The following is a 25,448-nucleotide window of genomic DNA, read 5'->3' as shown; positions in this document are numbered from 1 at the left end:
CGACGAACGCGAATAGCCCGCGAACGAGGAGCGGGCGGGAGGAGAGAAAAGCCGGATTCCGGCTTGAATGGCATGCGCCCAAAAGGCGTGTGGCCATCTTTCTTCCCTTGCTGCTCCTTGCCTAGCATTCGATTGGACCGAGGTGAAGGTGATGAGTTTCAAAATCGCTATTATCGGCGCCGGCAGCGTCGGTTTCACGAAGAAGCTGTTCACCGACATATTGTGCGTGCCGGAATTCAAGGACATTGAATTCGCGCTGACCGACGTCAGCGAGCACAATCTCGCGATGATCAAGGCGATCCTCGACAGAATTGTCGAGGCAAACAATCTGCCAACGAGGGTGACCGCGACGACCGACCGCCGCAAGGCGCTCGAGGGCGCGCGCTACATCATCAGCTGCGTGCGGGTCGGCGGCCTCGAAGCCTATGCCGATGATATCCGCATTCCCTTGAGATACGGCATCGACCAATGCGTCGGCGACACGATCTGCGCCGGCGGTATTCTCTACGGTCAGCGCAACATTCCGGTGATCCTGGATTTCTGCAAGGACATCCGCGAAGTCGCCGATACCAACGCCAAATTCCTCAACTATGCCAACCCGATGGCGATGAACACCTGGGCGGCGATCGAATACGGCAAGGTCGACACGGTCGGTCTCTGCCATGGCGTCCAGCACGGAGCCGAACAGATCGCCGAGGTGCTGGGCGCGAAATCGCTGCGAGAACTCGACTATGTCTGTTCCGGCATCAACCACCAGACCTGGTTCATCGATTTGCGGCTGAACGGCCGCAAGATCGACAGGGATGAGCTAATTGCCGCCTTCGAGGCACATCCGGTCTATTCCCAGCAGGAAAAGCTGCGCATCGATGTGCTGAAGCGCTTCGGCGTCTATTCGACCGAAAGCAACGGCCATCTCTCCGAATATCTGCCTTGGTACCGCAAGCGCCCCGACGAGATCACGCGCTGGATCGACATGTCCGACTGGATCCATGGCGAGACCGGCGGCTATCTCCGCTATTCCACGGAAACCCGCAACTGGTTCGAGACCGAATATCCGCAATTCCTCGAAGCGGCGTCGAAACCGATGGACGCTTCAAAGCGCTCGAACGAGCATGCAAGCCACATATTGGAGGCGCTGGAAACCAACCGCGTCTATCGTGGCCACTTCAACGTCAGGAATGACGGCGTGATCACCAATCTGCCACGGGACGCCATCATCGAGTCACCCGGTTTCGTCGATCGTTTCGGCATCAACATGGCCGCCGGCATCACGTTGCCGGAAGCCTGTGCCGCTACTTGCATGGCCTCGATCAACGTCCAGCGCATGTCGGTCCACGCGGCCATATCTGGCGACATCGATCTTCTGAAGCTTGCCGTGCTGCATGATCCGCTGGTCGGCGCGGTGTCGACGCCGGAGGAGGTCTGGCAGATGGTCGACGAAATGGTCGTCGCCCAGGCGCAATGGCTGCCGCAATATGCCCATGCGGTTCCGGCAGCGAAGGAGAGGCTGTCGAAATCCACGGTCAAGACGCGGGAATGGGCCGGTGCCGCGCGGCGAAGCGTGCGCTCGATCGAGGAACTGCGCGCCGAAAAGGCCGCGCTGAAACAGGCCGTCTGAGAACCGGGCGCGGCGGCGGATCCACGGGAGGCGGATCCACCGCAGCCTGCCGTCCAGGCCAAATACGAGCAGCAGCAAACGTCTGAATACGAGGGAGGAGACAATGAGGAACCTACGCAGCATTGGCATTGCCGCCGGACTGGCGCTGAGCGTCTCCGTTCCGGCGCTCAACGCTTTCGCTTCCGAGCCGACCGTCCCACCGGTTCCGGCGACGTTTCCGGCCGAGGGCAAGATCAAGTACGTGCCGCGCGACTCCATCCTAGAGTTCAAGGCGCTGCCCGACTATCACGAGCCCGATTGGGTCACGGAAAAATACGTCAAGGCCGGCAAGCTGCCGCCGGTGAAAGATCGGCTGCCGAAAGAGCCGCTTGTCTTCAAGACCGCCAACATGCCGGACGGCGTCGGCGTCTACGGCGATACGATGCGCCATGTCATCGGCGGAAGGCCCGAAGGCTGGAACTACGGCGCCGGCCAGACCCAAGGGTGGGGCGGCATCGACATCGGCCTTTCCGAGTGCCTGACGCGCACCGCGCCGCTGTTCCAGGTCGAGGCGAAGGACACCGAGCCGCTGCCCAATCTCGCCAAAAGCTGGGATTGGTCAGCCGATGGCCACAAGCTGACCATGCATCTCGTCGAAGGCGCCAAATGGTCGGACGGCGTGCCATTCAACGCCGACGACGTCATGTTCTACTGGGACGACGAGGTCATGGATCCCAACGTCTCGCCGCTCAATGGCGCCACCCAGGAAACCTTCGGCGTCGGCACGACGCTGAAGAAGATCGACGACTACACCGTCGAGTGGACCTTCAAGGACGCCTTCCCGAAACAGCACCTCTACGCAATGGCCTATGGCACCTTCTGCCCCGGTCCCGCGCATATCTTGAAGCCGCAGCACCCGAAATATTCGAAGAACACCTACGACCAGTTCAAGAACGCCTTCCCGCCGGAATATATGAACATGCCTGTCATGGGCGCCTGGGTGCCGGTCGAATATCGGGCCGACGACATCATCGTCATGCGCCGCAATCCCTACTATTGGAAGGTGGACGAGAAGGGCAACCAGCTGCCCTATCTCAACGAGCTGCATTACAAACTGTCGACCTGGGCCGACCGCGACGTTCAGGCGGTCGCCGGCGCCGGCGACTTCTCCAACCTCGAGCAGCCGGAAAACTTCGTCGCCTCGCTGAAGCGCGCGGCGGAGGCGAACGCGCCGGCGCGCCTTGCCTTCGGCCCGCGGCTGATCGGCTACAATCTGCGCCTGAACTTCTCCGCCAATGGCTGGGGCAATCCGGACGAGCGCGGCCAGGCGATCCGCGAACTGAACCGCAACGAGGATTTCCGCAAGGCCGTCACCATGGCGCTTGACCGCAAGGCGTTGGGCGATTCCCTCGTCAAGGGGCCGTTCACCGCGATCTATCCAGGCGGCCTCTCCTCGGGCACCAGCTTCTATGACCGCAAGTCCACCGTCTACTATCCATTCGACCTCGAGGGCGCCAAGGCCGAACTCGCCAAGGCCGGTCTGAAGGACACAGACGGTGACGGCATCGTCAACTTCCCGGCCGGTACCGCCGACGGCAAGAACGTCGAAATCGTGATGCTGGTCAACAACGACTACACGACCGACAAGAGCCTCGCCGAAGGCGTGGTCGCGCAGATGGAGAAGCTTGGCCTCCGGATCGTGCTCAACGGGCTTAACGGCACCCAGCGCGATGCCACGCAATATTCGGGCCGCTTCGACTGGCTGATCCGGCGCAATGAGCAGGAGCTGACCTCCGTGGTGCAGAACACCGTGCAGCTCGCTCCGGTCGGCCCCAAGACCAGCTGGGATCACCGCGCGCCGGAAAGCGGCGAGGTCGACCTGATGCCTTTCGAGAAGGACCTCGTCGACATCGTCAACAAGTTCGTCTCGTCGGCGGATAACAACCAGCGCGCCAGTCTGATGCGGGACTTCCAGAAAGTCTCGACCGAGCACGTCTACAATGTCGGCCTGACGGAATATCCCGGCGCCTTGATCGTCAACAAGCGCTTCTCCAACATCCCGCAGGGCACGCCGATCTTCATGTTTAACTGGGCGGAGGATTCGATCATCCGCGAACGGGTCTTCGTCGCGGCCGACAAACAGGCGAAATACGAATTGTTCCCCGAAGAGCTTCCCGGCAAGCCTGGAGACAAGGGCCCGATGTAAGTTTAAGGGCCGATGCAAGTTTACCCTCCCTGACTGAGAGACACCCGGCCGCGTCGCTGGCGCGCCCGGGACAAACCAACCCTCCGAACGCCCCTCCAGGGGAGCGTCCGGCGAGATGAGGAAGCGGACCGTCCATGCTGCGATTCCTGCTCACGCGCATAGCGTCGGCAATCCCGGTTCTCGCTATTTTGAGCCTCGTCACCTTTGCCATAATCCAGGCGCCGCCTGGCGATTATGCCGATTACATCCGCTCGCAGCTGATCAACCAGGGCGGAGCCTCCTTCGCGGAGGCCGACGCGCAGGCCCAGGCCTACCGCGTCGAACACGGCCTCGATAAGCCGCTGCCCGTCCAGTATCTCAACTGGATCGGCGGCATCGTCACCCGCGGCGATTTCGGCTACAGCCTCTATTACAACAAGCCGGTGGCCGAGGTTGTCGGCGAGCGCCTACCGCGCACGCTGCTGCTCGCGCTGGTCTGCCATCTGCTCGCCTCGGTGCTCGGCATCACTTTCGGCATATGGGCCGCGACCCGGCAATACACCTGGACCGATTCCACGCTGTCGGCCATCGCCTTCCTCGGCATGACGGTGCCGCGCTTCCTGATGGCGCTGATCATCGTCTATCTCCTGGTCTTCCAGTTCAACGTGTCGGAGATCGGCTCATTCTTCTCACCGCAATATGGCGGCGCGCCATGGTCGTGGGCCAAATTCGTCGACCTGGTCAAGCATGTCTGGCCGGTGGTGGCGATCGCCACCTTCGGCGGCCTCGCCTACAATATGCGCGTCATGCGCGGCAATCTGCTCGACACGCTCAACGCGCAATATGTCGAGACAGCCAAGGCCAAGGGCCTGACGGGCAGCGCCGTCGTCATGCGCCACGCCGTGCCCAATGCCTTGCATCCGCTCGTCATGTACCAGGGCGTGGTGCTGCCATACATGCTCACCGGCGAGATCGAGACGGCGATCATCTTCGCGCTGCCGACCGTCGGTCCGGCGATCGTCGGTTCGATGGCGGTCGGCGACGTCTATGTCACAGCCACCTTCATGATGGTGCTGTCGGCGACGCTGATCGTCGGCAACATCATCGCCGACATGCTGCTCGTCCTGCTCGATCCGCGCGTGCGCCAGTTCGGGGAGGGCTAGATGCTGGCGCGAGAGCCTTCACCACCGCCACTGCCGGCCGAGCGAGCCACAGTAGCGCCCGCACGCGGCAATGAGAGCTACATGGCGCTTGTCTGGCGCCGGCTGAAGCGCTCCTGGACCGGGATGGCTGGGCTTTGGCTGGTCGTGCTGCTGCTGGTGATGGCCGTGTTCGCCGAATTCCTGGCGCCGATGGATCCGAAGGCGACCGATGTCGGCTTCGCCCCGCCGCAGCTGCCGTCCTTCCACGACAAGGACGGCAATTTCGTCGCGCGGCCGAGGGTCTACGCGCTGGCCGATTCGGCCGATCTCGATCCGGTGACCTTCCAGCCCATCGTCGGCCCCGACTACGATCACCCGCGACTGCTCGGCTTCTTCGTCGAGGGCGCGCCTTACAAGCTCTTCGGGCTGATCCCGGCGAACCGGCACTTGTTCGCCTCGACGGACGGCCAGCCGGTGCATTTCCTCGGCACCGACAAATTCGGCCGGGATGTGCTGTCGCGCGCCATCCATGGCTCGCGCGTCTCGCTCATGATCGCGCTGACGGTGGTCTTCATCATCACGGTCATCGGCACCGCGGTGGGCATGGTGTCGGGTTATTTCGGCGGCCGGTTCGACGTCTGGATGCAGCGCTTCGTCGAACTGGTGCTCGCCTTCCCGCAACTGCCGCTCTATCTGGCGTTGACGACGCTGATCCCTGTCACCGCCCCGACCAATGTGTTCCTCGGCTTTGTCATCATCGTCATGTCGGCGTTGGGCTGGGCGCAGATGTCGCGCGAGGTGCGCGGCAAGACACTGGCGCTGGCGCGCATCGAATATGTGCGCGCCGCCATGGCGGTCGGCGCGACAGACCGGCGTATCATCCTGCAGCACATCTTCCCCAATGTGATGAGCCACGTGATCGTCGCCGTGACGCTGGCGATCCCGACGGTGGTGCTGCTCGAATCCTTCCTCGGTTTCCTCGGTTTTGCCGTCAAGCCGCCGCTGATCTCCTGGGGGCTGATGCTTCAGGACACCGCGACCTATTCCGTCATCGGTACCTATCCCTGGATACTGTCGCCGGTCGGTTTCGTGCTGGTCACCGTCTTCGCCTTCAACGCGCTCGGCGACGGCCTGCGCGATGCCGTCGATCCGTATTGAGGGGACAGGAATGACCGTCGTACTCGCCGAGCCCTTCGCACCAGCCTTTCGCCTCGACCATGATGGGCGCCAGGGAGAGCCCGTCATCGACGCCCGCAACATCGAGGTCGCCTTCAAGGTCGAGCACGGTACCGTCGAGGCGGTCAAGGACATCTCGTTCCAGCTCTATCGCGGCGAGACGATCGCGATCGTCGGCGAATCCGGTTCCGGCAAGTCGGTGACGGCGCGCACCGTCATGGGCCTGCTGTCGCGCCGCGCAACCGTGTCACCGAAATCGAGCGTCTGCTATGACGGACAGGACATTCTGAAATTCCCCGAGAGCGCCCGGCGCAAGTTGCGCGGCAATCGCATCTCGATGATCTTCCAGGAGCCGATGAGCTCGCTCAACCCGATTTACACGGTCGGCAGCCAGATCGTCGAAGCGATCCGGGTGCATCGCAAGGTGAGCCGCAAACAAGCCTGGGCGCGCGCTCTCGAACTGCTGCGGCATGTGCAGATTCCCGAGCCCGAGGCGCGGCTCAAGCAATATCCGCACCAGCTCTCGGGTGGGCAACGGCAGCGCGTGATGATCGCCATGGCGCTCGCCAACGATCCCGACGTGTTGATCGCCGATGAGCCGACGACCGCGCTCGACGTCACGGTCCAGGCGCAGATCCTCAACCTGATCCGCAATCTGCAGAAAGAGCTGCGGATGGCGGTGATCCTGATCACCCACGACCTCACCGTGGTGCGCAAGTTTTCCGACTACGTCTATGTGATGCAGCATGGCGAAATGTGCGAGCACAACGTCACTGAACGCTTGTTCGCCGATCCGCGGCATCCCTACACCAGGCGATTGCTTGCTTCCGAACCAAGAGGACGGCCGCAACCGTTGCCCGCGGGCTCTGGCACCATCCTCGAAGCGAATGGCGTGCGCGTCTGCTTCATGCTGCGCCACGGCACGTTCTTGAAGCCGGACTGGCGTGAACTGGTCGCGGTCGACGACCTCGACCTCAAGCTTTGCCGCCATGAGACGCTTGGGCTGGTCGGCGAATCCGGCTCCGGCAAGACCACGTTCGGCCAGGCGCTGCTCCGGCTGACCGACGCGCAACGCGGTGAGATCCGCTTCGATGGCCAGCCGATCCATGGCCTGTCGCGAGCGCAGATGCGGCCGCTGCGGTCGCGCATGCAGATCGTCTTCCAGGACCCGTTCTCCTCGCTCAACCCGCGCATGACGATCGGCCAGATCATCGAGGAAGGGCTGGTCGTCAACAGCATTGGCGCAACACGGCGCGAGCGGGTCGAGCGGGTGCGCGAGGCGCTGGTCAGCGCGGGCATCCCGGGCGATATCCTGTCGCGGTTTCCGCATGAATTTTCCGGTGGCCAGCGGCAGCGCATCGCCATCGCCCGGGCCATCGCGCTCGAACCCGAATTCATCCTGCTCGACGAGGCGACATCGGCGCTGGATCTCTCCGTCCAGGCGCAGATCATCGACCTGCTACGCAAGCTGCAGGACGAGCGCGGCCTGAGCTATCTCTTCATCTCGCACGACCTCAAGGTGGTGCGGGCGCTCTGCCACCGCGTCATCGTCATGCAGCACGGCAAGATCGTCGAGCAGGGACCCGTCGACCAGGTCCTCACCAATCCCAAGACCGCCTACACCGAACGGCTCGTCAGGGCCGCTTTCGACGTGGCCTGAACATATGCCGGAGGTTAACGTGGCAAGACATCCCAGGATCACTTTCATAGGCGCCGGCTCGACGGTGTTCATGAAGAACATCGTCGGCGACGTGCTGCAGCGCCCGGCACTTTCGGGCGCCACGATCGCGCTGATGGACATCAATCCGCAGCGGCTGGAAGAAAGCGCCGTCGTCGTCAACAAACTGATCGCCACACTCGGCGTCAAGGCGATGGCCGAGACCTACACGGACCAGCGCAAGGCGCTGGCGGACGCCGATTTCGTCGTCGTCGCCTTCCAGATCGGCGGCTATGAGCCCTGCACCGTCACGGATTTCGAGGTGCCGAAGACATATGGCCTGCGCCAGACCATCGCCGATACGCTCGGCGTCGGCGGCATCATGCGCGGCCTCAGGACCGTGCCGCATCTGTGGAAGATCTGCGAGGACATGCTTGCCGTCTGCCCGCGGGCCATCATGCTGCAATATGTCAACCCGATGGCGATCAACACCTGGGCGATCTCGGAGAAATATCCCGAGATCAGGCAGGTCGGGCTGTGCCACTCGGTGCAAGGTACGGCGATGGAACTGGCACACGATCTCGACCTTCCCTATGACGAGATCCGCTACCGCTCGGCCGGCATCAACCACATGGCTTTCTACCTGCAGTTCGAGCATCGCCAGCCGGATGGATCCTATCGCGACCTCTATCCCGATCTCGTGCGTGCCTATCGCGAAGGCCGCGCGCCCAAACCCGGCTGGAATCCGCGCTGTCCGAACAAGGTGCGCTATGAGATGCTGACGCGGCTGGGCTATTTCGTCACCGAGAGCTCGGAGCATTTCGCCGAATACACGCCCTATTTCATCAAGGACGGCCGTCCCGATTTGATCGAGAAATACGGCATTCCGCTCGATGAATACCCCAAGCGCTGCGTCGAGCAGATCGAGCGTTGGAAGGACCAGGCGCAGGCCTACCGCTCGGCCCAGCGCATCGAGGTCGAAGAGTCGAAGGAATATGCCTCCTCGATCATGAATTCGGTCTGGACCGGCGAACCGTCGGTCATCTACGGCAATGTGCGCAACAATGGCTGCATCACCTCGCTGCCGCGTGATTGCGCCGCCGAAGTGCCGTGCCTGGTCGATGCGTCCGGCATCCAGCCGACCTATATAGGCGACCTGCCGCCCCAATTGACGGCGCTGATCCGCACCAACATCAACGTGCAGGAACTGACGGTGCGGGCGCTGATGAGCGAAAACCGCGACCACATCTATCACGCGGCGATGATGGATCCGCACACCGCGGCCGAGCTCGATCTCGACCAGATCTGGTCACTGGTCGACGATCTCCTGGCCGCACATGGCGACTGGCTGCCGGCCTGGGCGCGCGTCAAACGCAAGAACGAAGCCGCCTGACCGGCGCTCGTCTACTTCGGCTCGTCGGCGTCCGGTTCTTCCTCGTCGTCGCGGGCCGAGATGACATAGGCACCCTTCAGCCAGCGGTTGAGGTCGATGTCCTTGCAGCGCGTCGAGCAGAATGGATAGGTTTCGCGCGCCGACGGTTTGCCGCATTCCGGGCACGGGCGCTTGGGCCGCAGGGGCGTGACCTTGTCGTCGAGGCTCATGGTCGCGCGGACAACCAGTTTTGATGCGTCTTGAAACCTTCGCCCGACAGCAGCGCCACCGTCTCGTAGAGCGGCAGGCCGACAATGTTGGTGTAGGAGCCGACGAGCTTGACGACGAAGGCGCCGGCCAATCCTTGCACGGCATAGCCGCCGGCCTTTCCGCGCCATTCGCCGGACGCGACATAGGCGTCGATCTCCTCGCGCGGCAGCCGCTTGAAACGCACCCGCGTCTCGACCAGTCGCTGGCGCAGTTTGCCGCCCGGCGTGATCAGGCAGATGCCGGAATAGACCCGGTGCGAACGTCCGGACAACAGCCCGAGGCAGTTGGCGGCGTCATCCAGCGTCTCGGCCTTGGGCAGGATGCGCCGCCCGACGGCGACCACCGTGTCGGCCGCCAGCACGAAGCTCGGCGCATGGTCCGTCTCGGACTTCAGCGACGCGAACGCCTTCTCGGCCTTTTCCTTCGACAGCCGTTTGGCCAGCGAGCGCGGATGCTCGGCACGCAGCGGCGTTTCGTCGATATCGGCTGGCAGGATGCGGTCCGGCTCGATGCCGGCCTGCTGCAGGAGTTCGATGCGGCGCGGCGAACCCGAGGCAAGCACCAGCTTTTGCAAAATGCTCATCGCTTTACCGGCCGGGTCTTGATCTTACTTGAAGCGGTAGGTGATGCGGCCCTTGGTCAGGTCGTATGGCGTCATCTCGACCAGAACCTTGTCGCCGGTCAGCACGCGGATGCGGTTCTTGCGCATGCGGCCGGCGGTATGGGCGATGATCTCGTGTTCGTTTTCGAGCTTCACCCTGAACATCGCGTTGGGCAACAATTCCGTGACGATACCCGGAAACTCGAGGACTTCTTCCTTCGGCATTCGATACCTTTGCTTGGATGGCAGTTCCAGCGCCCCGGCTGGAATTTCGGCGGAACCTATATGATAATCTGTCGCTTGTGAACACGCTTAATCGCCAGGCCTCGGAACGGTGAACCGGCTGTAGATCCGGGCTTTCAGCCGCTCGCGCACGTCGCGATAGCTGGCCATGATGTGTTCGCGCGTGCCGCCGGCATCGGTCGGATCCGGCGTCGGCCAGTATTCCACCTCGACGGCAAGCGAGCGCGTGAGTTCGAGCGCGGCATGGTGGGCCTCCGGCGCCAGTGTCACGATCAGGTCGAAATAGTCGTCCTCGAGATCGTTCAGCGTCCTTGGATGACGCTCACCCAGCGACAGCCCGTCCTCGGCAAGCACGGCATCGACGAACGGGTCGCGCTCGCCGGCGCGCACGCCGGCCGAGGCGACGAAGACGGTGGCGGGCAGCATCCGGCGCGCCAGCTGCTCGGCCATCGGCGAGCGCACGGCATTCATGCCGCACAGGAACAGAACCGAGCGGGGCAGGGCGCCGGGGGCCAGGATCAGCCCCGCCAGTGCAGCACGCAGACCAGCGTGAACAGCCGTCGCGCCGTGTCGAAGTCGATGTCGATCTTGCCGGAGAGCCGATCCATCAGCGTCTGCGAGCCCTCATTGTGCAGGCCACGGCGGCCCATGTCGATCGCCTCGATATGGCTTGGCGTCGAGGAGCGGATGGCGTCGTAATAGCTCTCGCAGATCATGTAGTAATCCTTGACGATGCGCCTGAGCGGCGTCAGCGACAGGATGTGGGTGACGACGGCGGTGCCGTCCTCGCGTGCCACGGCAAAGACCAGGCGGGACTCGGCCAGCGACAGCTTCAGCCGGTAGGGACCCGCACCGCTGTCGTTGACAGGCTGAAAACTATTCTCCTCGATCAGGTCGAAGATCGCCACCGCCCGCTCATGCTCGACATCGGGCGTCGAACGGCCGATCGACTCATCGAGTTCGACATCGATCAGTTTTGCGCGGGTTTGACCGGAGCCCGTCATACTGGCCTACATGTTCAGCCGTATGGCGACAGAGCGGCCATGCGCGTCAAGCCCTTCCGCCTGCGCGAGTGCGATCGCCGCCGGTGCCAGCACGCGCAACTGCTCCGGTCCGAGTTTGAGGACCGAGGTGCGCTTGACGAAGTCGAGCACGGACAGGCCCGACGAGAAGCGTGCCGAGCGCGCCGTCGGCAGCACGTGGTTGGAGCCGCCGACATAGTCGCCGATGACCTCGGGCGTGTGGCGGCCGAGAAAAACCGCGCCCGCGTTGCGCATCTTCGCCAGGAAGCCTTCGGCATCCTCGATGGCCAGCTCGACATGTTCGGCGGCGATGCGGTCGACCAGCGGCAGCGCGGCCTCGACGGTCGGAACCACGATGACGGCGCCGAAATCGCGCCAGCTCTGGGCCGCCGTTTCCGCGCGCGGCAGGCTCCGCAGCTGGCGTTCGACCGCCCGTTCGACCGCCTTGCCGAATGCTGGGTCGTCGGTGATCAGGATCGACTGCGCCGACACGTCATGTTCGGCCTGGGCGAGCAGATCGGCGGCGATCCAGTCCGGATCGTTGTCGCTGTCCGCCACGACGAGCACTTCGGAAGGGCCGGCGATCATGTCGATGCCGACCGTGCCGAACACCTGCCGCTTGGCTGCGGCGACATAGGCATTGCCTGGACCGACGATCTTGGCGACGGGCTTTATCGTCTGCGTACCATAGGCGAGTGCCGCGATCGCTTGCGCGCCGCCGACGCGGTAGATTTCGGAGACGCCCGATATATCCGCCGCCACCAGCACCAGCGGGTTGACGACGCCGTGCGGTGCCGGCACGACCATGACGATGCGCTCGACGCCGGCTACCTTGGCCGGCACGGCGTTCATCAGCACCGAGCTCGGATAGCTTGCCGTGCCGCCCGGCACATAGAGTCCGACCGCTTCGACCGCCGTCCAACGCGAGCCGAGCTCGACGCCGACGGCATCCGTGTAGCGTTCGTCCTGGGGCTTTTGCCGCTGGTGATGGGACCGGATGCGGTCGCGTGCGAATTTCAGCGCCTCGACCGTGGCCGGATCGGCCTCGGCATAGGCGCCGGCGATGTCTTCCGCCGAGACGGCAATGCCGAGCTTGGCGAGGTCGCCTCCGCCGAATTTCCGCGTGTAGTCGATCAGTGCCGCATCGCCCTCGGCACGCACGCGCGCGATGATGTCTCGCACCACGGCGTCGACGTCGGCCGACACCTCGCGCTTGGTCGTGAGAAACGCGGCGAAACGCTGCTCGAAATCGGCGTCGGACTGGGCAAGCGTGATGGCCATCGTATGCTCAAGCCCTGTGGATGGGGCGCGAGGTGGCTTCCCACGCACCGCCAATATCGGCAAGGCGGGCCTCGATGCATTCGACATCGAGCATGATCGTGCCGCCGCCCGAAAAGATCAGTTCGACGATGCCCGCGGGCTTGCTGATCTCGATAAAGCTGATCGCCAGCAAGGAAAGAATTTCGGCGGGCTTGTCGCGGGCGATGCCGTTGGTCTTGGCGCCCAGCACCCGGTCGAAATGCAGCACGGCCTGCCGTCGTTCGTTGTGCTGGCGAAACAGCCCGGATTTGGCCTCCCACACGAAACGGTTCATGGTCAGGACGAAGCGTTTGGCCTTGGGCAGGAATTCGAGGTCCGAGACCTTCATCACGGCGTCCTGGAGATGGGCCGAGACGATGCTCAGATCCTGGTCGTCGAGCGCGATAAGCTTGAGGGCGGTCATCCGGATTTTCGACCTACAGGTTGGTTTCAGCCTCTGTTAGGCGGTCTTTCCGGTCGGTGCAACCACCCCACGACGTCCGCCCGAGGCATTGCCTCGGGTTTGCGCTGCGGGCAGACGGGCGGCAGCGCTATGAGCCGCCCTTTGCCAGAAGCTGCTGCTGTCCGACCGTCAGGCGGAAATACGTTCGATCACCGCGCCGCAGTTGGACAGCTTTTCCTCCAGCCGCTCGAAACCGCGGTCGAGATGATAGACACGGTTGACCGTGGTTTCGCCTTCGGCCGCCAGCCCGGCGATGACCAGCGAGACGGAAGCGCGAAGGTCGGTCGCCATGACTGGCGCGCCCTTCAGCTTCGCCACGCCGTCGACGATCGCCGTCTGCCCCGAGAGCGTGATGTGGGCGCCGAGCCGAGCCAGTTCCTGGACGTGCATGAAGCGGTTTTCGAAGATCGTCTCGGTGATGCGCGATTTGCCCTTGGCCATGGTCATCAGGCCCATGAACTGCGCCTGCAGATCGGTCGGGAAGGCCGGGAAGGGGGCCGTCGTCACGTCGACGGGTGAAATGCCGGCGCCATTGCGCTTCACGCGGATGCCGGAATTGGTCTGGGTGATCTCCGCACCCGTCTGGGAAATCACGTCGAGCGCCGTCTGCAGCAGCTCCGGCCGTGCGCCTTCCAGCACGACGTCGCCGCCGGTCATCGCCACCGCCATGGCATAGGTGCCGGTCTCGATGCGGTCGGGGATGACACGCACGCGCGCGCCCGACAGCGCTTCGACGCCGTCGATGGTGATGGTCGGCGTGCCGGCGCCGGAAATTCTGGCGCCCATGGCGTTCAGGCATTCGGCGAGATTGACGATCTCGGGCTCGCAGGCCGCGTTATCGAGCACCGTCTCGCCCTTGGCCAGCGACGCCGCCATCATCAGCACATGGGTGGCGCCGACCGAGACTTTCGGGAAGACATAGCGGTTGCCGACGAGGCGGCCGTTCCGGGTCTTGGCGATGACGTAGCCGGTATCGACATCGATGTCGGCGCCCAGTGCCTGCAGGCCTTCGAGGAACAGATCGACCGGGCGCGTGCCGATGGCGCAGCCGCCGGGCAGCGACACCTTGGCCTCGCCCATGCGGGCCAGCAGCGGGCCGATCACCCAGAACGAGGCGCGCATTTTCGACACCAGTTCGTAAGGCGCCGTGGTATCGACGATATTGCGGGCGGAGAAGTTGATGGTGCGCGAATAGCCCTCATTCTGCTTCTCGCGGCGGCCATTGACCGAATAGTCGACGCCATGATTGCCGAGGATGCGGATCAACTGCTCGACATCGGCCAGATGCGGCACGTTTTCCAGCGTCAGCGTGTCGTCGGTCAGAAGCGAGGCGATCATCAGCGGCAGGGCGGCGTTTTTCGCGCCCGAGATCGGAATGCTTCCGGCAAGCTTGTTGCCGCCGACAATTCTGATGCGATCCATTGGAGACTGTCCCTCTCGGCCAGAAAAGGGCCGGTTCAATCGTTTGAGTATCGGCCCGTCTAGACCATTGACCAATTTGGTTCAAGAAATAGGATTTCGCCCACCCCGGCCTGAGAGTGGCCGATTTGAGTTAATCTTTCTTCATTTCCTTGGCCGCGCCGAGCCCGTCGGGCCGCTGGTCGGCCTCGCCTGTCCGGCGCGAGCGCGACTGCGCCTTGCGCTTCTGCAGGTTGGCCCGCAACTGCTCGGCGAGCCGGTTCTTGCGGGTTGTTCCGCTGTTCTTCGGTGGATTTGTCTTGTCGTTCATTGTCCCGCCACGGCTGGCGACCAGCCAGCCCGCTTTCAGGGATAGCCAACATTGTGGCGCCGCCATGTCAATAAAAGCTATCCGGCAAAACCATTCACAGAAGCGTTGTTCTTGGCCTTGCGCTTGCCGGTTCGATATGGCAGAAGCCCCGCCATCAGCGGCTGCGGTAGCTCAGTGGTAGAGCACTCCCTTGGTAAGGGAGAGGTCGAGAGTTCAATCCTCTCTCGCAGCACCAGACACCCTGCAAACAACGCGGCCTGTGACACCGTCTTTCCGGCACGGACAGGCGATGAACTCACGGCATGCGCCGGGCACCGGATCGCGCAGTCGGACAATTCCGTCGTGTGCCGGATAGCCCGTCTCTTCCTCTCGCTGAAGATGAGGAAATTCGGCATACAAATCCCCGTGGAGACCAGCATCGGCCATGGCTTCTACATAGGCCATGGCGGCCCGTGCGTGGTCCATCATACGGCAACGATCGGCAACAACTGCAACATATCCCAGTATGTGACGATCGGGGCGACGCTTGGCAAATCCGCGTCGATAGGGGACGAGGTCTATATCGGCCCAAACGTGTGCATCGTAGAGGAGGTCACGATCGGCAGCCGCTCGCTTATCGGCGCGGGTGCCGTTGTCACCAGGAATATTCCGGCGGGGAGCACCGCGGTCGGCGTCCCCGCGAGGCCGATCGACAAGGCGCGGCAGCACAATTTCATCACCAATCGATGGCCGCCGGCAATGTGAACAGGCCTATGGTGCTTGCCGGTGGCGCGCCCTCATCGGTCGAACGCATGCTCGGCATGACACGATTCGTTAACCAAGATGCTGTTCTTCGACATGTCGGGTTGTCGGACGGCTGCCTGTCCGGCTGGTTAAGTCATTGCCGGGGAGAGTGCCGAACGAAAGCTCCTCATCTGAGCGAAGACGTCAAATCGCCTGAAACAGGAACGATGTGCAAGGCATGAATGGGATTGAAAGCGAACAAAACCCGCTCGGCGCTTCCCGTCGTTGGACATGGTTGCCGGCCATTGCGATGGCGTTGCTTTGCATGTGTGTCACCGATGCGTTCGCCGAGACGCGCGCCTTGCGGATTCAGCATCTTCATACGGGCGAGAAGGCCGAGATCGTCTTCAAGCGCGATGGGCGCTACGATCAGGCGGGCCTGAAGAAGATCAACTTCATGCTGCGCGACTGGCGCCGCAACGAGCCGACCAGGATGGACCCGCGCCTGCTCGACCTGGTCTGGCAGGCTTACCGCGCCAGCGGCTCGACGGCCTATATCCATGTGGTCAGCGCCTATCGCTCGCCGGCCACCAACGCCATGCTGCGCGGTCGTTCGAAGGGCGTGGCCCGCGAAAGCCAGCACATGGTTGGCCGCGCCATGGACTTCTTCCTGCCTGACGTGCCGCTGAAGAAGTTGCGCGACATCGGCCTGAAGATGCAGGGCGGCGGCGTCGGCTATTATCCGACCTCCGGTTCGCCGTTCATTCATATGGATGTCGGCAATGTGCGGCATTGGCCTGGCATCAGCCGCCTGGAGCTCGCCAGGGTCTTCCCGAACGGCAACACGCTGCATGTGCCGAGCGACGGCAAACCGTTGCCTGGCTACGAGCAGGCGTTTGCCGCCTACGAGTCACGCAAGGCCGCCGGCACGCCCAACATCGAACTGGCCAGCGCCGATCGCGGCCAACGCAGGCCAGCGCGCGGCCTGCTGGCGACGCTTTTGGGCGGGCGCGGCGCGGATGAAGCGGACGATGCCGCGGAAGCGGCGCCTGCGCCACGCAAGCCGACCAAGTCAGTTGAACCTAAAACGGCCGGTGATCCCAAGATGCCTGGCGACTCCAAGACGGCTGGCCAGGGCATTGCTATCGTGGCGCCGGAGGCAGCCCAGCGGGCGGACGTCCAGACCCCCTCCGCCGATCCGGCCGAAGAAACGTCTGCAAAGTCGCCTGAAGCGATCGTCATGGCGATGCCGCCCGGCACGGTGCCGATACCCGCTTTCGCACCGCGCACCGGGTTCGCCGCCACCATTCCAATCCCGCAAGCCGTGCCGTTCGGCGTAGCCAGCAGCGCATCCACCGCGCGGGTTGAACCGGCGGCGACCGGTGCCGAAAATCCCGTGGCCAGGATGAATGCCGCCCCCGCGATTGCCGGTCCGGACATGCTGGCGCTCAACATCCCTGTCCCGACATGGCGACCGCAAGACCAGACGGGCCCCGCGCGTCAACCGGAGGCGGCTAAATCTGCCGATGCAATCGGTGCCTTGCTGGCCACGCATCACGTCGATGACAGCCTCGATTCGCTGGCTGGACAGCGGATTGCAGTCCCTGCATCGAAACCTGAAGACCGTGTCAGGACCAGCCCCAAGGCCGACCGTGTCCAGCCACGTCTCGATCCCGAAGCCACCGCCGTCGTTCTGCCAGCGGCGCCGACCGCCCAATCGCTTAAGACCGGGCGCCGCATCACCGGAACCGGCTCGACAGCGGCGACCGTCATTGCCGCCAATTTCATCCGCACGGCGCCGGAGCAGGTCTATCTCGATGGCTTCCAGCCACGAGGACAGACGTCCGATCACCGCCGCTTCACCGGCTCCGCTGTGAAATTCCTGCCCATCGCCAGATTCAGATAGGTCGACGCGCAAGTCTGTAAGATATTTTCCAAATTTGACAATCTTGTATGAAATTGTAAGATAATCGTCTTTCCGTTGGCGAGAGGCGATGACCATGTCGATCCGCGAAGAGTTGGCCAACACCACCTTGGCTTTCACGTCGGCGGAAGAAAAGATCGTTCAGGTCCTGCTCGCCGATTATCCGATGTCGGGGCTGGGAACGGCGACCCGGCTGGCGCGACGCGCCGGCGTCAGCGACCCGAGCGTGACCCGCCTGATGAGCAAGCTCGGATATGTCGGCTTTGCCGATTTCCAAGCGCGGCTGCTGACGGAAGTCGAATCCAGACTGCATTCGCCGTTGCTGATGATGGAGGCCAAGCGCCCGGGCGGCTCCAGCGAGGGCACGGCACTGGCCTACTTCCATTCGGTTTCCGACAGTCTGGAGCGCACGCGCACGGCGGTCCCCCTGCAGGCCTATACACGCGCTGTCAATTTGCTGCTCGAGACCAAGGGCCAGGTCGTCCTGCTGGGCGGCCGCTTCAGCCGCCACATCGCCTCCATGCTCGCCGGCTATCTCCTGCAATTCCGCTCCGGCGTGCGCGACATCGGCTCGTTGAGCCCGGCGGATTTCGACTTGCTGATCGACCTCGGCAAGCGCGACCTTCTCGTCGTGTTCGACTATCGGCGCTACCAGTCGGACGTGGTTAGCTTTGCGCGGCAGGCGAAGGAACGCGGCGTCTCCCTCCTGCTGTTCACCGATGTGTGGCTGTCGCCGATCGCTGACGTCGCCGACCTGACGATGGTCGCGGCGATCGACGCCAACTCGCCCTTCGACACGCTGGCGACCGCCGTGGCTCAGATGGAGACCGTTTTCGCCCACGCGCTGGAAGGCCATGGCGCCGGGGTGCGCAAGCGCATCGAGGACATCGAGAAGATCCGCAGCGCCAATGCCGTCACCCTCGATGCCGCCTTGTCGCCGTCCGACAACGAAACCGCCAAACCAAGAACCACCAGGAAATAGCACCGATGCGCCCGGCGCGGCGGTGCGAGGAAGGAATAATCATGGCTGACGCCCAGACGATCATCGATGCCGTGCAGGCTGAAATCGAGAGAGACCGCGACTGGCTGATCGGGCTTGTCCGCGACATGGTCCGCATCCCTTCGGTCAATCCCAAATTCGAGGCCAATCCGGCGATCAACCGCGAGGCGGATGTCCAGGCTCTGCTGGAGCCGATCCTCAAGCACGATGGCTTCAAGACCGAACAGTGGGACGCCTTGCCCGGCCGGCCCAATCTGGTCGGCGAATGGGCTGGAAACGAGGAGCGCAGCCTGATCCTGTGTGGGCATATCGATGTCGTGCCGGTCGGCGAGATGAAGGACTGGTCGGTCGATCCGTTCGGCGGTGAGATCACGAATGGCCGGCTCTATGGCCGGGGCGCGGTCGACATGAAGGGCGGCGTCGCGGCTTGCGTCGCCGCCGCGCACGCGATCCGCAAGGCGGGCATCACACTGCAAGGCCGGTTGGCCGTCCACTCCGTCGTCGACGAGGAGGCTGGTGGCTTCGGCGCCATGGACGCGGTCAAGAACGGCAAACTCGCCAAAGCGGTGCTTGTCGCCGAGCCGACCTGGGGCGATGTCCTCCCGGTCGAGGGCGGGCTCGAATGGGCGCGGGTGACGATCCGTGGCCGCAACGCGCATTCGGCGCTGCGTTACAACGAAATCTACCCGCAACGGCACGACAAGGACCGGCTGAAGCCGGGTGTCAACGCCATCGAGATCGCGGCGCGGTTCATTGCCGCCGTCCGCCAATACGAGCTCGACCGGACACGGGCAAAGTCCCATCCGCTGCTGCCGGTCGGCATGAACACGATCAACATCGGTGTCATGCATGGCGGAACGGGCCTTGGCGAACACGGCCTGCCGACGGTGATGACCAACCCGGCCATCATCCCCGATGTTGCCGTGCTCGATCTCGACATGAAGTTTCTGCCGGATGAGAATTCAGCCGACTATCGCCGCGATTTCGAGAATTTCGTCCATCATTTCGCGCAAACCGACGCCTGGTTGCGCGACAACCCGCCTGCCATCCAGTGGGAGCTCGGCGGGCTGCATTTCCCGCCGATGAACACGCCGGTCGACCATCCGTTGGTGACGTCGCTGATGAAACGCAAGGCGGCGATCGGCAAGGCGCCTCAGACAAGCGGCTTCGTCGCCGTGTGCGATGCTGCGCACTATGCCGGCGCCGGTGTCGACGGTGTCATTTTCGGTCCGTCGGGCGACGGCTTCCATGGCGCCAACGAATATGTCGAAGTGGAATCGGTGGTCGAGACCGCCAAGGTGATCGCGGCATCCGTCATCGACTGGTGCGGCGTGCGCTGAGAGGCTTGCTTTTCAGGCGGTCACGCCCGGCGGTTGATCCGCCCGGCCACGGCACCCCAAGCCGCTTTGATCATGCCGGCCAGTCCGCTGGGATAGGCCAGCATCACGCCGATGATCAGAACCGCCGTGATCATCGGGCGCCATGCGCCGAAATCAGCCATCCACTCGGCGAAGACCGTCAGCACGAAAGAGGCGACGATGGCGCCGTAGATGGTGCTGGTGCCGCCCAGCAGCACCATCGACAGGATGATGGTCGCCAGGCTCATGCCGAACACGTCAATCGAGGCGTTGCGCTGGTAGGCGGCATAGAAGGCCCCGGCAATGCCGGTGAAGAAGGCGCTTGCCGCAAGCGTCAGCATGCGTTGGCGCACGATCGAGACACCGCGGCTGACGGCGTATTCCTCATTGTCGCGCAGCGCCACGATGCTGGCGCCGGCGCGCGAGCGCACGAACACACGCAGGAACAGCGTGCTCGCCACCAGCAGCGCCAGCGCGATATAGAAATAGGCGAATTTGGCGTCGCGGACCATATTGTGGTCGAACCAGTAGAGGCCGGGGATGCGCACGATCCCTTGCGTGCCGCCGGTGATGTCGGACTGGCTGAGGATCACTTGCATGACCAATTGCGCGAAGCCGAAGGTGACCAGGATGATATAGATGCCCTTCAGGCGCAGGATCGGGATGGTCACCACGATCGCGGCAAGCGTGGCGATGATGCCGCTGGCAAACAGCGCGATCCACGGATCGAGCCCGGCCAGCTTGGTCAGCAGGCTGTAGGCGTAGACGCCGATGCCGAAGAGCGCCAGATGACCGAAATTGAAGACGCCGCCATAGCCGAGGCTGAGGTCCCAATTCGACGCCACGATGGCGTAGATAAAGGCCATGATCAGGATGTGGCGGGCATAGGTGTCGCCGAAGACGAGCGGCAGCAGCGCCAGCACGGCCAAGCCGAGCACGAATCCGATGGCTTCGTGCTTCCACGGCGTGCGGCCAGGTGCGATCGGGGTTGCCGCCGCTGTGCGGATCTGGGTGATCGGCGAGGTCGTGTCGGTCATGCGAGGCCTCGCGAGCGGCTGGCGAAAATGCCCTCGGGACGTACCATCAGGGTCAGGATCAGCACGCCGAACAGCAATGCCGGCGTCCAGTAGAGGCCGAAATAATAGCTGCAGGCGGCCTCGAAAAAGCCGATCAGATAGGCGGCGAAGATCGGCCCCGATATGCTCGATATGCCGCCGAATACGACGACGATCAGCGCCTTGAGCAGCGGGTCTGAGCCCATCACGGGCGACATGAAGCGATAGCCGCCCATGAAGATGCCGGCGAGCCCCGCCAGCGAAGCGGCGATGGCGAAGGCCAGCCCGTAGAGCGCGGTGACATTCAGGCCGACCAGATGGCTGGCGTCCTCGTTCTGCGCGACCGCACGCAATGCCAGCCCGAGGCGCGAACGGTTGAGGAACATCCACAACGCCGCCAGGATCAGCGGCGTGATGACGATGATGGCGATCTGGTGCAGCGAAACGCCGACGCCGCCGATGGTGGCGTTGCCGTCCACCAGCGCCGGGATCTGCTTGGAGCGCGGCCCCCAGATGGTGAGCGCTCCGTTCTCGATCAGCGATCCGGCGGCAAGCGTGGTGATGACGACGACCAGCACGATGTTGGGCCGGCCGATCAGCGGCCGGACGACGCTTGCCTGCAGGATCCAGCCGGCGCCGGCCATGACGACCACGGCGACGGGAAAAGCTACCGCCGCCGGCAGGCCGAGTTCCACCAATTGCCAGGCGACATAGGCGCCCAGCATCATGAACACGCCATGGCTGAAGTTGAACACGCCGATCGTCGTCCAGACCAAAGCGAGCCCGACCGCCATCATGGCGTAGAGCGAACCTTGGAACAGGCCGCCGAACAGGATTTCCGCCAATGCGCTCATACCAAGTTCCTAGTGGCCAAAATACATCGACATGATCTCGCCGTGGTCGAGGCTCTCGCCCGGCTTGATCTCGGTCGCCACCGCGCCGTGGTTGACGAGGTAGAGTTGCTGCGTCAGTTCCAGCAGGAACTCGATATCCTGCTCGACGACGATCAGCGGCACCCCGCCGCGCGAAATGTCCAGGACGGAGGCGCAGAGTTCGTCCTTGATCTTGGGCGCCAGCCCAAGCGTCGGCTCGTCGAGGATCAGGAGGCGCGGATGGCTCATTAGCGCCGTGCCGATCGACACCATCTGGCGCTCGCCGCCCGACAGCGTGCGCACGCGCTGGCGCCAGCGTTCCGCCAGTTTCGGGAACAGTTTGATCACCTTCTCGCGGTTCTCCGCCTCATGCGGACGGGCGCGCGGCGAATAGGCGCCGAGCGCCATGCAGTCGGCGATGGAGAGGTCGGGAAACAGCCGGTTGCCTTGCGGCACGTGGATCAGGCCGGCGCTGACGATGGCGCGGGCGCTGAGGCCTGCTATGTCTTGCCCGTCGAACTGGATGCGGCCGTTCTTCGGCCGCAGCAGGCCGGAGACGGTGCGCAACAGGGTCGTCTTGCCATGGCCGTTGGGTCCGAACAGGCCGACATTGCCGAAGCGGCCAGCTTCCAGCGAAATGTCGTGCAGCACGGTGACGCGGCCATAGCCGGCGGTGACGCTTTCGACGGTGAGGATGGGAGTCACGCCACCGCCCTCCGGGTTCCGAGATAGGCCTCGATGACGCGCTGGTCGGCGATCACGCTTGCCGGCTCGCCAGCGGCGAGCACGCGGCCATTGTTAAGCACCAGCAGATGCTGCGACAGGCTCATCAGGAAGGTCAGCACATGCTCGATCAGGAGGATGGTGATGCCGCGTTCGGCGGTGCGGCGGATCAAACCGATCGACGTCTCGATCTCGGGCTTGGTCAAGCTCGATGCCGGTTCGTCGAGCAACAGCATACGTGGCTGCATGGCGATCGCGGTGGCAAGCATCAGGCATTTGCGCTCGAAGACGGAAAGCTCGCCGGCCAGCCGCCCGAAGGACACTGAACCCAAGCCGACAAACTCCAGTGCCTCTGCGGCCGCCTCGCGGGCGGCTGCCGCTGCACCTTTCTCCTTTCTGCCGTAGGTGGCGCCGATCAGCGCGTTCTCGAATACGGTCAGCCCGTCGAAGCTGGTTTCGCGCTGAAAGGTGCGGGCAAGGCCGAGGCGCGCGATGGCATGTCCAGACTTGCCGTTGATCGCGGTCCCGTCAAAGCGGATGTGGCCTCTGTCCGGCCCGAACGGGATGCCGGTGATGATGTTGAACAGCGTGCTCTTGCCGCTGCCGTTCGGGCCGGCGATGCCAAAGATCTCGCCGGCCTCGACCTTGAACGACACGCCATCGACGGCCTTCAGCGAACCGAAGGCCTTCGATACGTCGTCCAGTTCAAGCAGGGCCATGCCTCACTGCATCCAGGGCTGCGGCTTGAAGGCACCGGTGGCGTATTTTTCCGGCGAGATCAGCGTGCGCTGGCCATCCCAGATCTGGAAGAAGGTGATCGGGATATAGTCGTCGCCCTGCGTGGCGAGATGCGTGGCGGGATCGAATTTCAGCCGGCCTTCGGCGACCTGCTTGTCGGTCTCCGACAGCGCCTTCATGATCGCGGCGTGGTCGGATGCGCCGCCGACTTTCTTGACCGCGTCGAAATAGACGTTGGTCATTTCATAGAGGCCGACGCCATAGGTGCCGCTCTCGACGCCATATTTGGCCTTGAACTTGGCCGCCACCTCATCGGCGCGCGGGTTCTTCGGCGTCGTCAGCGCCCCGCCGAGGAGATTGTAGATGACGCCATTCGACTTCTTGCCGGTGAGTTCGACGAATTCCGGAACACTCGGCGCATATTGCAGGAAGACAAGGCTCTTGGTCGGCTGTTCGAGGAACTGGTTCAGGAAAGACGCCGAATTGCCCGGCAGATAATCGGTGTTGATGACGACATCGGGAACATTCTCGCGCACCTTGGCCAGGATCGAACGCCAGTCGGTGACTTCGCCGAAGGGCACGATCTCATCGACGCTGATAGTCCAGCCCTTCTCCTTGAAAGTCTTCTTCATGCCCTCCGAGATGGTCTTCGAATAGGCGTTGTCGGAGGAGATGATGGCGACCTTCTTGGTCGGCAATGTGATCTTGCCGTCGGCCGCGAGTTTCTCGACGAACAAGGTGACGTCGGTGTTGTAGGCGTCGAAGGACGGCGTTAGCGACCAACAGCACATGTACTTGTCTGGACTCGGCGCGATGATGTCCCTGGTCTGCTGCGAGGTGGCCGCCAGCATGTAGGGCATCTCGGCCTCGGCCATGTTGTCGATCTCGAAATTCGTCAGGCTGGCGTAGCCGGTGAGCATGAATTGCACGCCGGGATCGCCAAGCAGGCGCTCGACCGCGCTGGTGACGTTGCCGGCGGACTGATCCTTGACGTCGCCGACCACCAGTTCGAATGTGTTGCCGGCAACGCCGCCGGCGGCATTCGCCTCATCGATTGCCATCTGCACGCCGCGCTGGAATTCCTGGCCGTCCGCCGCGGCAGGGCCCGTGATCGGCGCCAGCAGGCCGATCTTGACGACATCGGCGAAAGCGGGGGCGCTTGCCGTGGCAAACGCCGCGATCAGGGCCGTGGTCATCAGCATATGGCGGAGTCTGTTGCCTGCGAATTTGGATTTCATCGTGCCGTTCCCTGTTCTCCTCCCGTTCATCGGGAGTTGGATAATTGACAATCTACGCACAATTGATGTTATTTGAAAAGGATTTTTCAACGGCACGAGACCGGGAAAATGTTATGGCAGGGCTAGGGGAGGCGGCGGCGCTTTGTTGTGCAACTGCTTCGAAACAGGGCGATTCCAGACGGAGCCAAAGATGACGATCGCGCAGAAGACCCTTGAAACCAGTCACGGCAGGATCGCCGTTCGCGAGACCGGCGGCAAAGGCACCGCCGTCCTGCTGATCCACGGCAATTCGTCTTCCGGTGCCGTTTTCCGCAACCAGTTCGAGAGCCCGCTGGGCGAGCGCTACCACATGATCGCCCCCGATCTGCCGGGCCACGGGGCTTCCGGCAATGCGATCGATCCGGACCGCTCCTACAGTATGGAAGGCTATGCCGATGCGATGACCGAAGTGCTCGGCCTGCTCGGTATCGACAAGGGCATCGTCTTCGGCTGGTCGCTCGGCGGTCATATCGGGCTGGAGATGATCGACCGTTATCCTGGCCTGCTCGGACTGATGATATCAGGCACTCCACCGGTAGCGCCCGAGGAGGTCGGCAACGGCTTCAAGTCGAGTCCGCATATGCACCTTGCCGGACAAGAGGCCTTCACCGCCGCTGATGTCGAGGCCTATGCGCGCAGCACTTGCGGGGAACCGTTCGAACCGTTCCTTCTCGACACGGTGGCGCGCACCGACGGGCGGGCGCGGCGCCTGATGTTCGAGAAATTCGCCGCCGGCACAGGCCGCAACCAGCGCGAGATCGTCGCCGGCAAGACGCCTCCGATCGCCGTTCTCAATGGCATCGACGAGCCTTTCGTGAACACCGATTTTGTCTCAGCGGTCAAGTTCTCCAACCTGTGGGAAGGCAAGGCGCATCTGCTCGACAAATCGGGCCATGCGCCGTTCTGGGATTCTCCCGACCGCTTCAACCCGATCTTCGCCCGCTTCCTGGAAAGCGTGGATCAGGCATAGACTCGCCGCAAGGCACCGACCAGCCGCCATCGACCGGAATGAGTCCAGCTCT

The 25,448-nt window shown here is 63.4% G+C and carries 25 protein-coding genes and 1 tRNA gene; 12 read left to right on the top strand and 14 right to left on the bottom strand.

What is annotated here, in order from left to right; genetic code table 11:
- Positions 1-151 precede the first annotated feature (151 nt).
- The 6 genes from LB554_RS18610 (at position 152) to LB554_RS18585 (ending at position 9,150) form a co-directional block, all read left to right on the top strand.
- Positions 152-1,618: an alpha-glucosidase/alpha-galactosidase gene (locus tag LB554_RS18610; RefSeq protein ID WP_224586115.1), complete on the top strand. Its 1,467-nt coding sequence runs from the start codon at positions 152-154 to the stop codon at positions 1,616-1,618.
- 103 nt (positions 1,619-1,721) lie between these two features.
- The gene (locus tag LB554_RS18605) at positions 1,722-3,803 is read left to right on the top strand and encodes an ABC transporter substrate-binding protein (RefSeq protein WP_224586113.1); all 2,082 of its coding nucleotides are present in this window, start codon (positions 1,722-1,724) and stop codon (positions 3,801-3,803) included.
- Between the two features lie 134 nt (positions 3,804-3,937).
- Positions 3,938-4,945: an ABC transporter permease gene (locus tag LB554_RS18600; RefSeq protein WP_224586111.1), complete on the top strand. Its 1,008-nt coding sequence runs from the start codon at positions 3,938-3,940 to the stop codon at positions 4,943-4,945.
- The gene (locus LB554_RS18595) at positions 4,946-6,082 is read left to right on the top strand and encodes an ABC transporter permease (RefSeq protein WP_224586110.1); all 1,137 of its coding nucleotides are present in this window, start codon (positions 4,946-4,948) and stop codon (positions 6,080-6,082) included.
- Positions 6,083-6,092: 10 nt separating this feature from the next.
- Positions 6,093-7,760: an ABC transporter ATP-binding protein gene (locus LB554_RS18590; RefSeq protein WP_224586108.1), complete on the top strand. Its 1,668-nt coding sequence runs from the start codon at positions 6,093-6,095 to the stop codon at positions 7,758-7,760.
- A 19-nt stretch (positions 7,761-7,779) separates the two neighbouring features.
- A complete protein-coding gene (locus tag LB554_RS18585) occupies positions 7,780-9,150 on the top strand; it encodes an alpha-glucosidase/alpha-galactosidase (protein ID WP_140614685.1) in 1,371 nt (456 codons plus the stop codon).
- 11 nt (positions 9,151-9,161) lie between these two features.
- Here the strand turns inward: LB554_RS18585 and yacG are convergent, their stop codons facing one another.
- From yacG to LB554_RS18540, 9 genes are all read right to left on the bottom strand, one after another.
- Positions 9,162-9,359 carry a DNA gyrase inhibitor YacG gene (yacG, locus tag LB554_RS18580; RefSeq protein ID WP_023772777.1) on the bottom strand — a complete coding sequence of 66 codons (198 nt, stop codon included), beginning with the start codon at positions 9,357-9,359 and terminating at the stop codon, positions 9,162-9,164.
- Positions 9,356-9,982, bottom strand: coding sequence for a Maf-like protein (locus tag LB554_RS18575; RefSeq protein ID WP_015316264.1), 627 nt, complete (start codon positions 9,980-9,982; stop codon positions 9,356-9,358). The genes yacG and LB554_RS18575 overlap by 4 nt, the downstream gene beginning before the upstream one ends.
- Before the next feature lie 24 nt (positions 9,983-10,006).
- Positions 10,007-10,225 carry a translation initiation factor IF-1 gene (infA, locus tag LB554_RS18570; protein WP_006329283.1) on the bottom strand — a complete coding sequence of 73 codons (219 nt, stop codon included), beginning with the start codon at positions 10,223-10,225 and terminating at the stop codon, positions 10,007-10,009.
- 87 nt (positions 10,226-10,312) lie between these two features.
- Entirely contained in the window at positions 10,313-10,774 is a 462-nt protein-coding gene (locus LB554_RS18565) for a low molecular weight phosphatase family protein (protein ID WP_140614683.1), read from the bottom strand.
- Entirely contained in the window at positions 10,762-11,247 is a 486-nt protein-coding gene (locus tag LB554_RS18560) for a UPF0262 family protein (protein ID WP_015316266.1), read from the bottom strand. Before LB554_RS18560 ends, LB554_RS18565 begins: the two co-directional genes overlap by 13 nt.
- 6 nt (positions 11,248-11,253) lie before the next feature.
- Positions 11,254-12,546, bottom strand: a complete 1,293-nt coding sequence (gene hisD / locus LB554_RS18555) for a histidinol dehydrogenase (protein ID WP_224586106.1) — start codon at positions 12,544-12,546, stop codon at positions 11,254-11,256.
- A gap of 7 nt (positions 12,547-12,553) precedes the next feature.
- The gene (locus tag LB554_RS18550; RefSeq protein WP_015316268.1) at positions 12,554-12,988 is read right to left on the bottom strand and encodes a DUF2948 family protein; all 435 of its coding nucleotides are present in this window, start codon (positions 12,986-12,988) and stop codon (positions 12,554-12,556) included.
- Between the two features lie 168 nt (positions 12,989-13,156).
- Positions 13,157-14,449: a UDP-N-acetylglucosamine 1-carboxyvinyltransferase gene (gene murA / locus LB554_RS18545; protein ID WP_140715862.1), complete on the bottom strand. Its 1,293-nt coding sequence runs from the start codon at positions 14,447-14,449 to the stop codon at positions 13,157-13,159.
- A 130-nt stretch (positions 14,450-14,579) separates the two neighbouring features.
- Positions 14,580-14,756 (bottom strand): hypothetical protein, encoded by a 177-nt coding sequence (locus tag LB554_RS18540; protein ID WP_015316270.1) that lies wholly within the window; start codon positions 14,754-14,756, stop codon positions 14,580-14,582.
- Positions 14,757-14,916: 160 nt separating this feature from the next.
- Between LB554_RS18540 and LB554_RS18535 the strand changes: the two genes are divergently transcribed.
- The 5 genes from LB554_RS18535 (at position 14,917) to LB554_RS18515 (ending at position 19,743) form a co-directional block, all read left to right on the top strand.
- Positions 14,917-14,991 (top strand) — tRNA-Thr (locus tag LB554_RS18535).
- A 107-nt stretch (positions 14,992-15,098) separates the two neighbouring features.
- Positions 15,099-15,500 (top strand): serine O-acetyltransferase, encoded by a 402-nt coding sequence (locus LB554_RS18530; protein ID WP_140660769.1) that lies wholly within the window; start codon positions 15,099-15,101, stop codon positions 15,498-15,500.
- 217 nt (positions 15,501-15,717) lie between these two features.
- A complete protein-coding gene (locus tag LB554_RS18525) occupies positions 15,718-17,385 on the top strand; it encodes a DUF882 domain-containing protein (protein ID WP_411962636.1) in 1,668 nt (555 codons plus the stop codon).
- A gap of 94 nt (positions 17,386-17,479) precedes the next feature.
- Entirely contained in the window at positions 17,480-18,385 is a 906-nt protein-coding gene (locus LB554_RS18520) for a MurR/RpiR family transcriptional regulator (RefSeq protein ID WP_015316272.1), read from the top strand.
- 41 nt (positions 18,386-18,426) lie between these two features.
- The gene (locus tag LB554_RS18515) at positions 18,427-19,743 is read left to right on the top strand and encodes a M20 family metallopeptidase (RefSeq protein WP_140614679.1); all 1,317 of its coding nucleotides are present in this window, start codon (positions 18,427-18,429) and stop codon (positions 19,741-19,743) included.
- A 20-nt stretch (positions 19,744-19,763) separates the two neighbouring features.
- Here the strand turns inward: LB554_RS18515 and LB554_RS18510 are convergent, their stop codons facing one another.
- From LB554_RS18510 to LB554_RS18490, 5 genes are read right to left on the bottom strand one after another with little or no spacing between them, the layout of a single operon-like run.
- Entirely contained in the window at positions 19,764-20,798 is a 1,035-nt protein-coding gene (locus LB554_RS18510) for a branched-chain amino acid ABC transporter permease (protein WP_224586104.1), read from the bottom strand.
- Positions 20,795-21,670 carry a branched-chain amino acid ABC transporter permease gene (locus tag LB554_RS18505; protein ID WP_140660772.1) on the bottom strand — a complete coding sequence of 292 codons (876 nt, stop codon included), beginning with the start codon at positions 21,668-21,670 and terminating at the stop codon, positions 20,795-20,797. The genes LB554_RS18510 and LB554_RS18505 overlap by 4 nt, the downstream gene beginning before the upstream one ends.
- A 9-nt stretch (positions 21,671-21,679) precedes the next feature.
- Positions 21,680-22,393: an ABC transporter ATP-binding protein gene (locus tag LB554_RS18500; RefSeq protein ID WP_140660773.1), complete on the bottom strand. Its 714-nt coding sequence runs from the start codon at positions 22,391-22,393 to the stop codon at positions 21,680-21,682.
- Positions 22,390-23,130, bottom strand: a complete 741-nt coding sequence (locus LB554_RS18495; protein ID WP_224531347.1) for an ABC transporter ATP-binding protein — start codon at positions 23,128-23,130, stop codon at positions 22,390-22,392. Before LB554_RS18495 ends, LB554_RS18500 begins: the two co-directional genes overlap by 4 nt.
- Positions 23,131-23,133: 3 nt before the next feature.
- Positions 23,134-24,387, bottom strand: a complete 1,254-nt coding sequence (locus tag LB554_RS18490) for an ABC transporter substrate-binding protein (protein WP_015316278.1) — start codon at positions 24,385-24,387, stop codon at positions 23,134-23,136.
- Between the two features lie 190 nt (positions 24,388-24,577).
- Here LB554_RS18490 and LB554_RS18485 point away from each other — a divergent pair, with 190 nt between their 5' ends.
- Positions 24,578-25,396 (top strand): alpha/beta fold hydrolase, encoded by an 819-nt coding sequence (locus tag LB554_RS18485; RefSeq protein WP_224586102.1) that lies wholly within the window; start codon positions 24,578-24,580, stop codon positions 25,394-25,396.
- Positions 25,397-25,448: the final 52 nt, after the last annotated feature.

This window comes from Mesorhizobium sp. CO1-1-11, assembly GCF_020164995.1.
Taxonomy (GTDB): domain Bacteria; phylum Pseudomonadota; class Alphaproteobacteria; order Rhizobiales; family Rhizobiaceae; genus Mesorhizobium; species Mesorhizobium australicum.
Note: the sequence above shows the minus strand (reverse complement) of the source record. Positions and strands in the feature narration are given on the sequence as shown.

Coding starts and splice junctions, on each gene's coding strand:
- LB554_RS18520 (WP_015316272.1), top strand. CDS start 17,480: ATGTCGATCCGCGAAGAGTTGGCCAACACCACCTTGGCTTTCACGTCG.
- murA (WP_140715862.1), bottom strand. CDS start 14,449: ATGGATCGCATCAGAATTGTCGGCGGCAACAAGCTTGCCGGAAGCATT.
- infA (WP_006329283.1), bottom strand. CDS start 10,225: ATGCCGAAGGAAGAAGTCCTCGAGTTTCCGGGTATCGTCACGGAATTG.
- LB554_RS18505 (WP_140660772.1), bottom strand. CDS start 21,670: ATGAGCGCATTGGCGGAAATCCTGTTCGGCGGCCTGTTCCAAGGTTCG.
- LB554_RS18600 (WP_224586111.1), top strand. CDS start 3,938: ATGCTGCGATTCCTGCTCACGCGCATAGCGTCGGCAATCCCGGTTCTC.
- LB554_RS18560 (WP_015316266.1), bottom strand. CDS start 11,247: ATGACGGGCTCCGGTCAAACCCGCGCAAAACTGATCGATGTCGAACTC.
- yacG (WP_023772777.1), bottom strand. CDS start 9,359: ATGAGCCTCGACGACAAGGTCACGCCCCTGCGGCCCAAGCGCCCGTGC.
- hisD (WP_224586106.1), bottom strand. CDS start 12,546: ATGGCCATCACGCTTGCCCAGTCCGACGCCGATTTCGAGCAGCGTTTC.
- LB554_RS18605 (WP_224586113.1), top strand. CDS start 1,722: ATGAGGAACCTACGCAGCATTGGCATTGCCGCCGGACTGGCGCTGAGC.
- LB554_RS18595 (WP_224586110.1), top strand. CDS start 4,946: ATGCTGGCGCGAGAGCCTTCACCACCGCCACTGCCGGCCGAGCGAGCC.
- LB554_RS18540 (WP_015316270.1), bottom strand. CDS start 14,756: ATGAACGACAAGACAAATCCACCGAAGAACAGCGGAACAACCCGCAAG.
- LB554_RS18610 (WP_224586115.1), top strand. CDS start 152: ATGAGTTTCAAAATCGCTATTATCGGCGCCGGCAGCGTCGGTTTCACG.
- LB554_RS18575 (WP_015316264.1), bottom strand. CDS start 9,982: ATGAGCATTTTGCAAAAGCTGGTGCTTGCCTCGGGTTCGCCGCGCCGC.
- LB554_RS18590 (WP_224586108.1), top strand. CDS start 6,093: ATGACCGTCGTACTCGCCGAGCCCTTCGCACCAGCCTTTCGCCTCGAC.
- LB554_RS18550 (WP_015316268.1), bottom strand. CDS start 12,988: ATGACCGCCCTCAAGCTTATCGCGCTCGACGACCAGGATCTGAGCATC.
- LB554_RS18495 (WP_224531347.1), bottom strand. CDS start 23,130: ATGGCCCTGCTTGAACTGGACGACGTATCGAAGGCCTTCGGTTCGCTG.
- LB554_RS18525 (WP_411962636.1), top strand. CDS start 15,718: ATGAATGGGATTGAAAGCGAACAAAACCCGCTCGGCGCTTCCCGTCGT.
- LB554_RS18485 (WP_224586102.1), top strand. CDS start 24,578: ATGACGATCGCGCAGAAGACCCTTGAAACCAGTCACGGCAGGATCGCC.
- LB554_RS18490 (WP_015316278.1), bottom strand. CDS start 24,387: ATGAAATCCAAATTCGCAGGCAACAGACTCCGCCATATGCTGATGACC.
- LB554_RS18510 (WP_224586104.1), bottom strand. CDS start 20,798: ATGACCGACACGACCTCGCCGATCACCCAGATCCGCACAGCGGCGGCA.
- LB554_RS18515 (WP_140614679.1), top strand. CDS start 18,427: ATGGCTGACGCCCAGACGATCATCGATGCCGTGCAGGCTGAAATCGAG.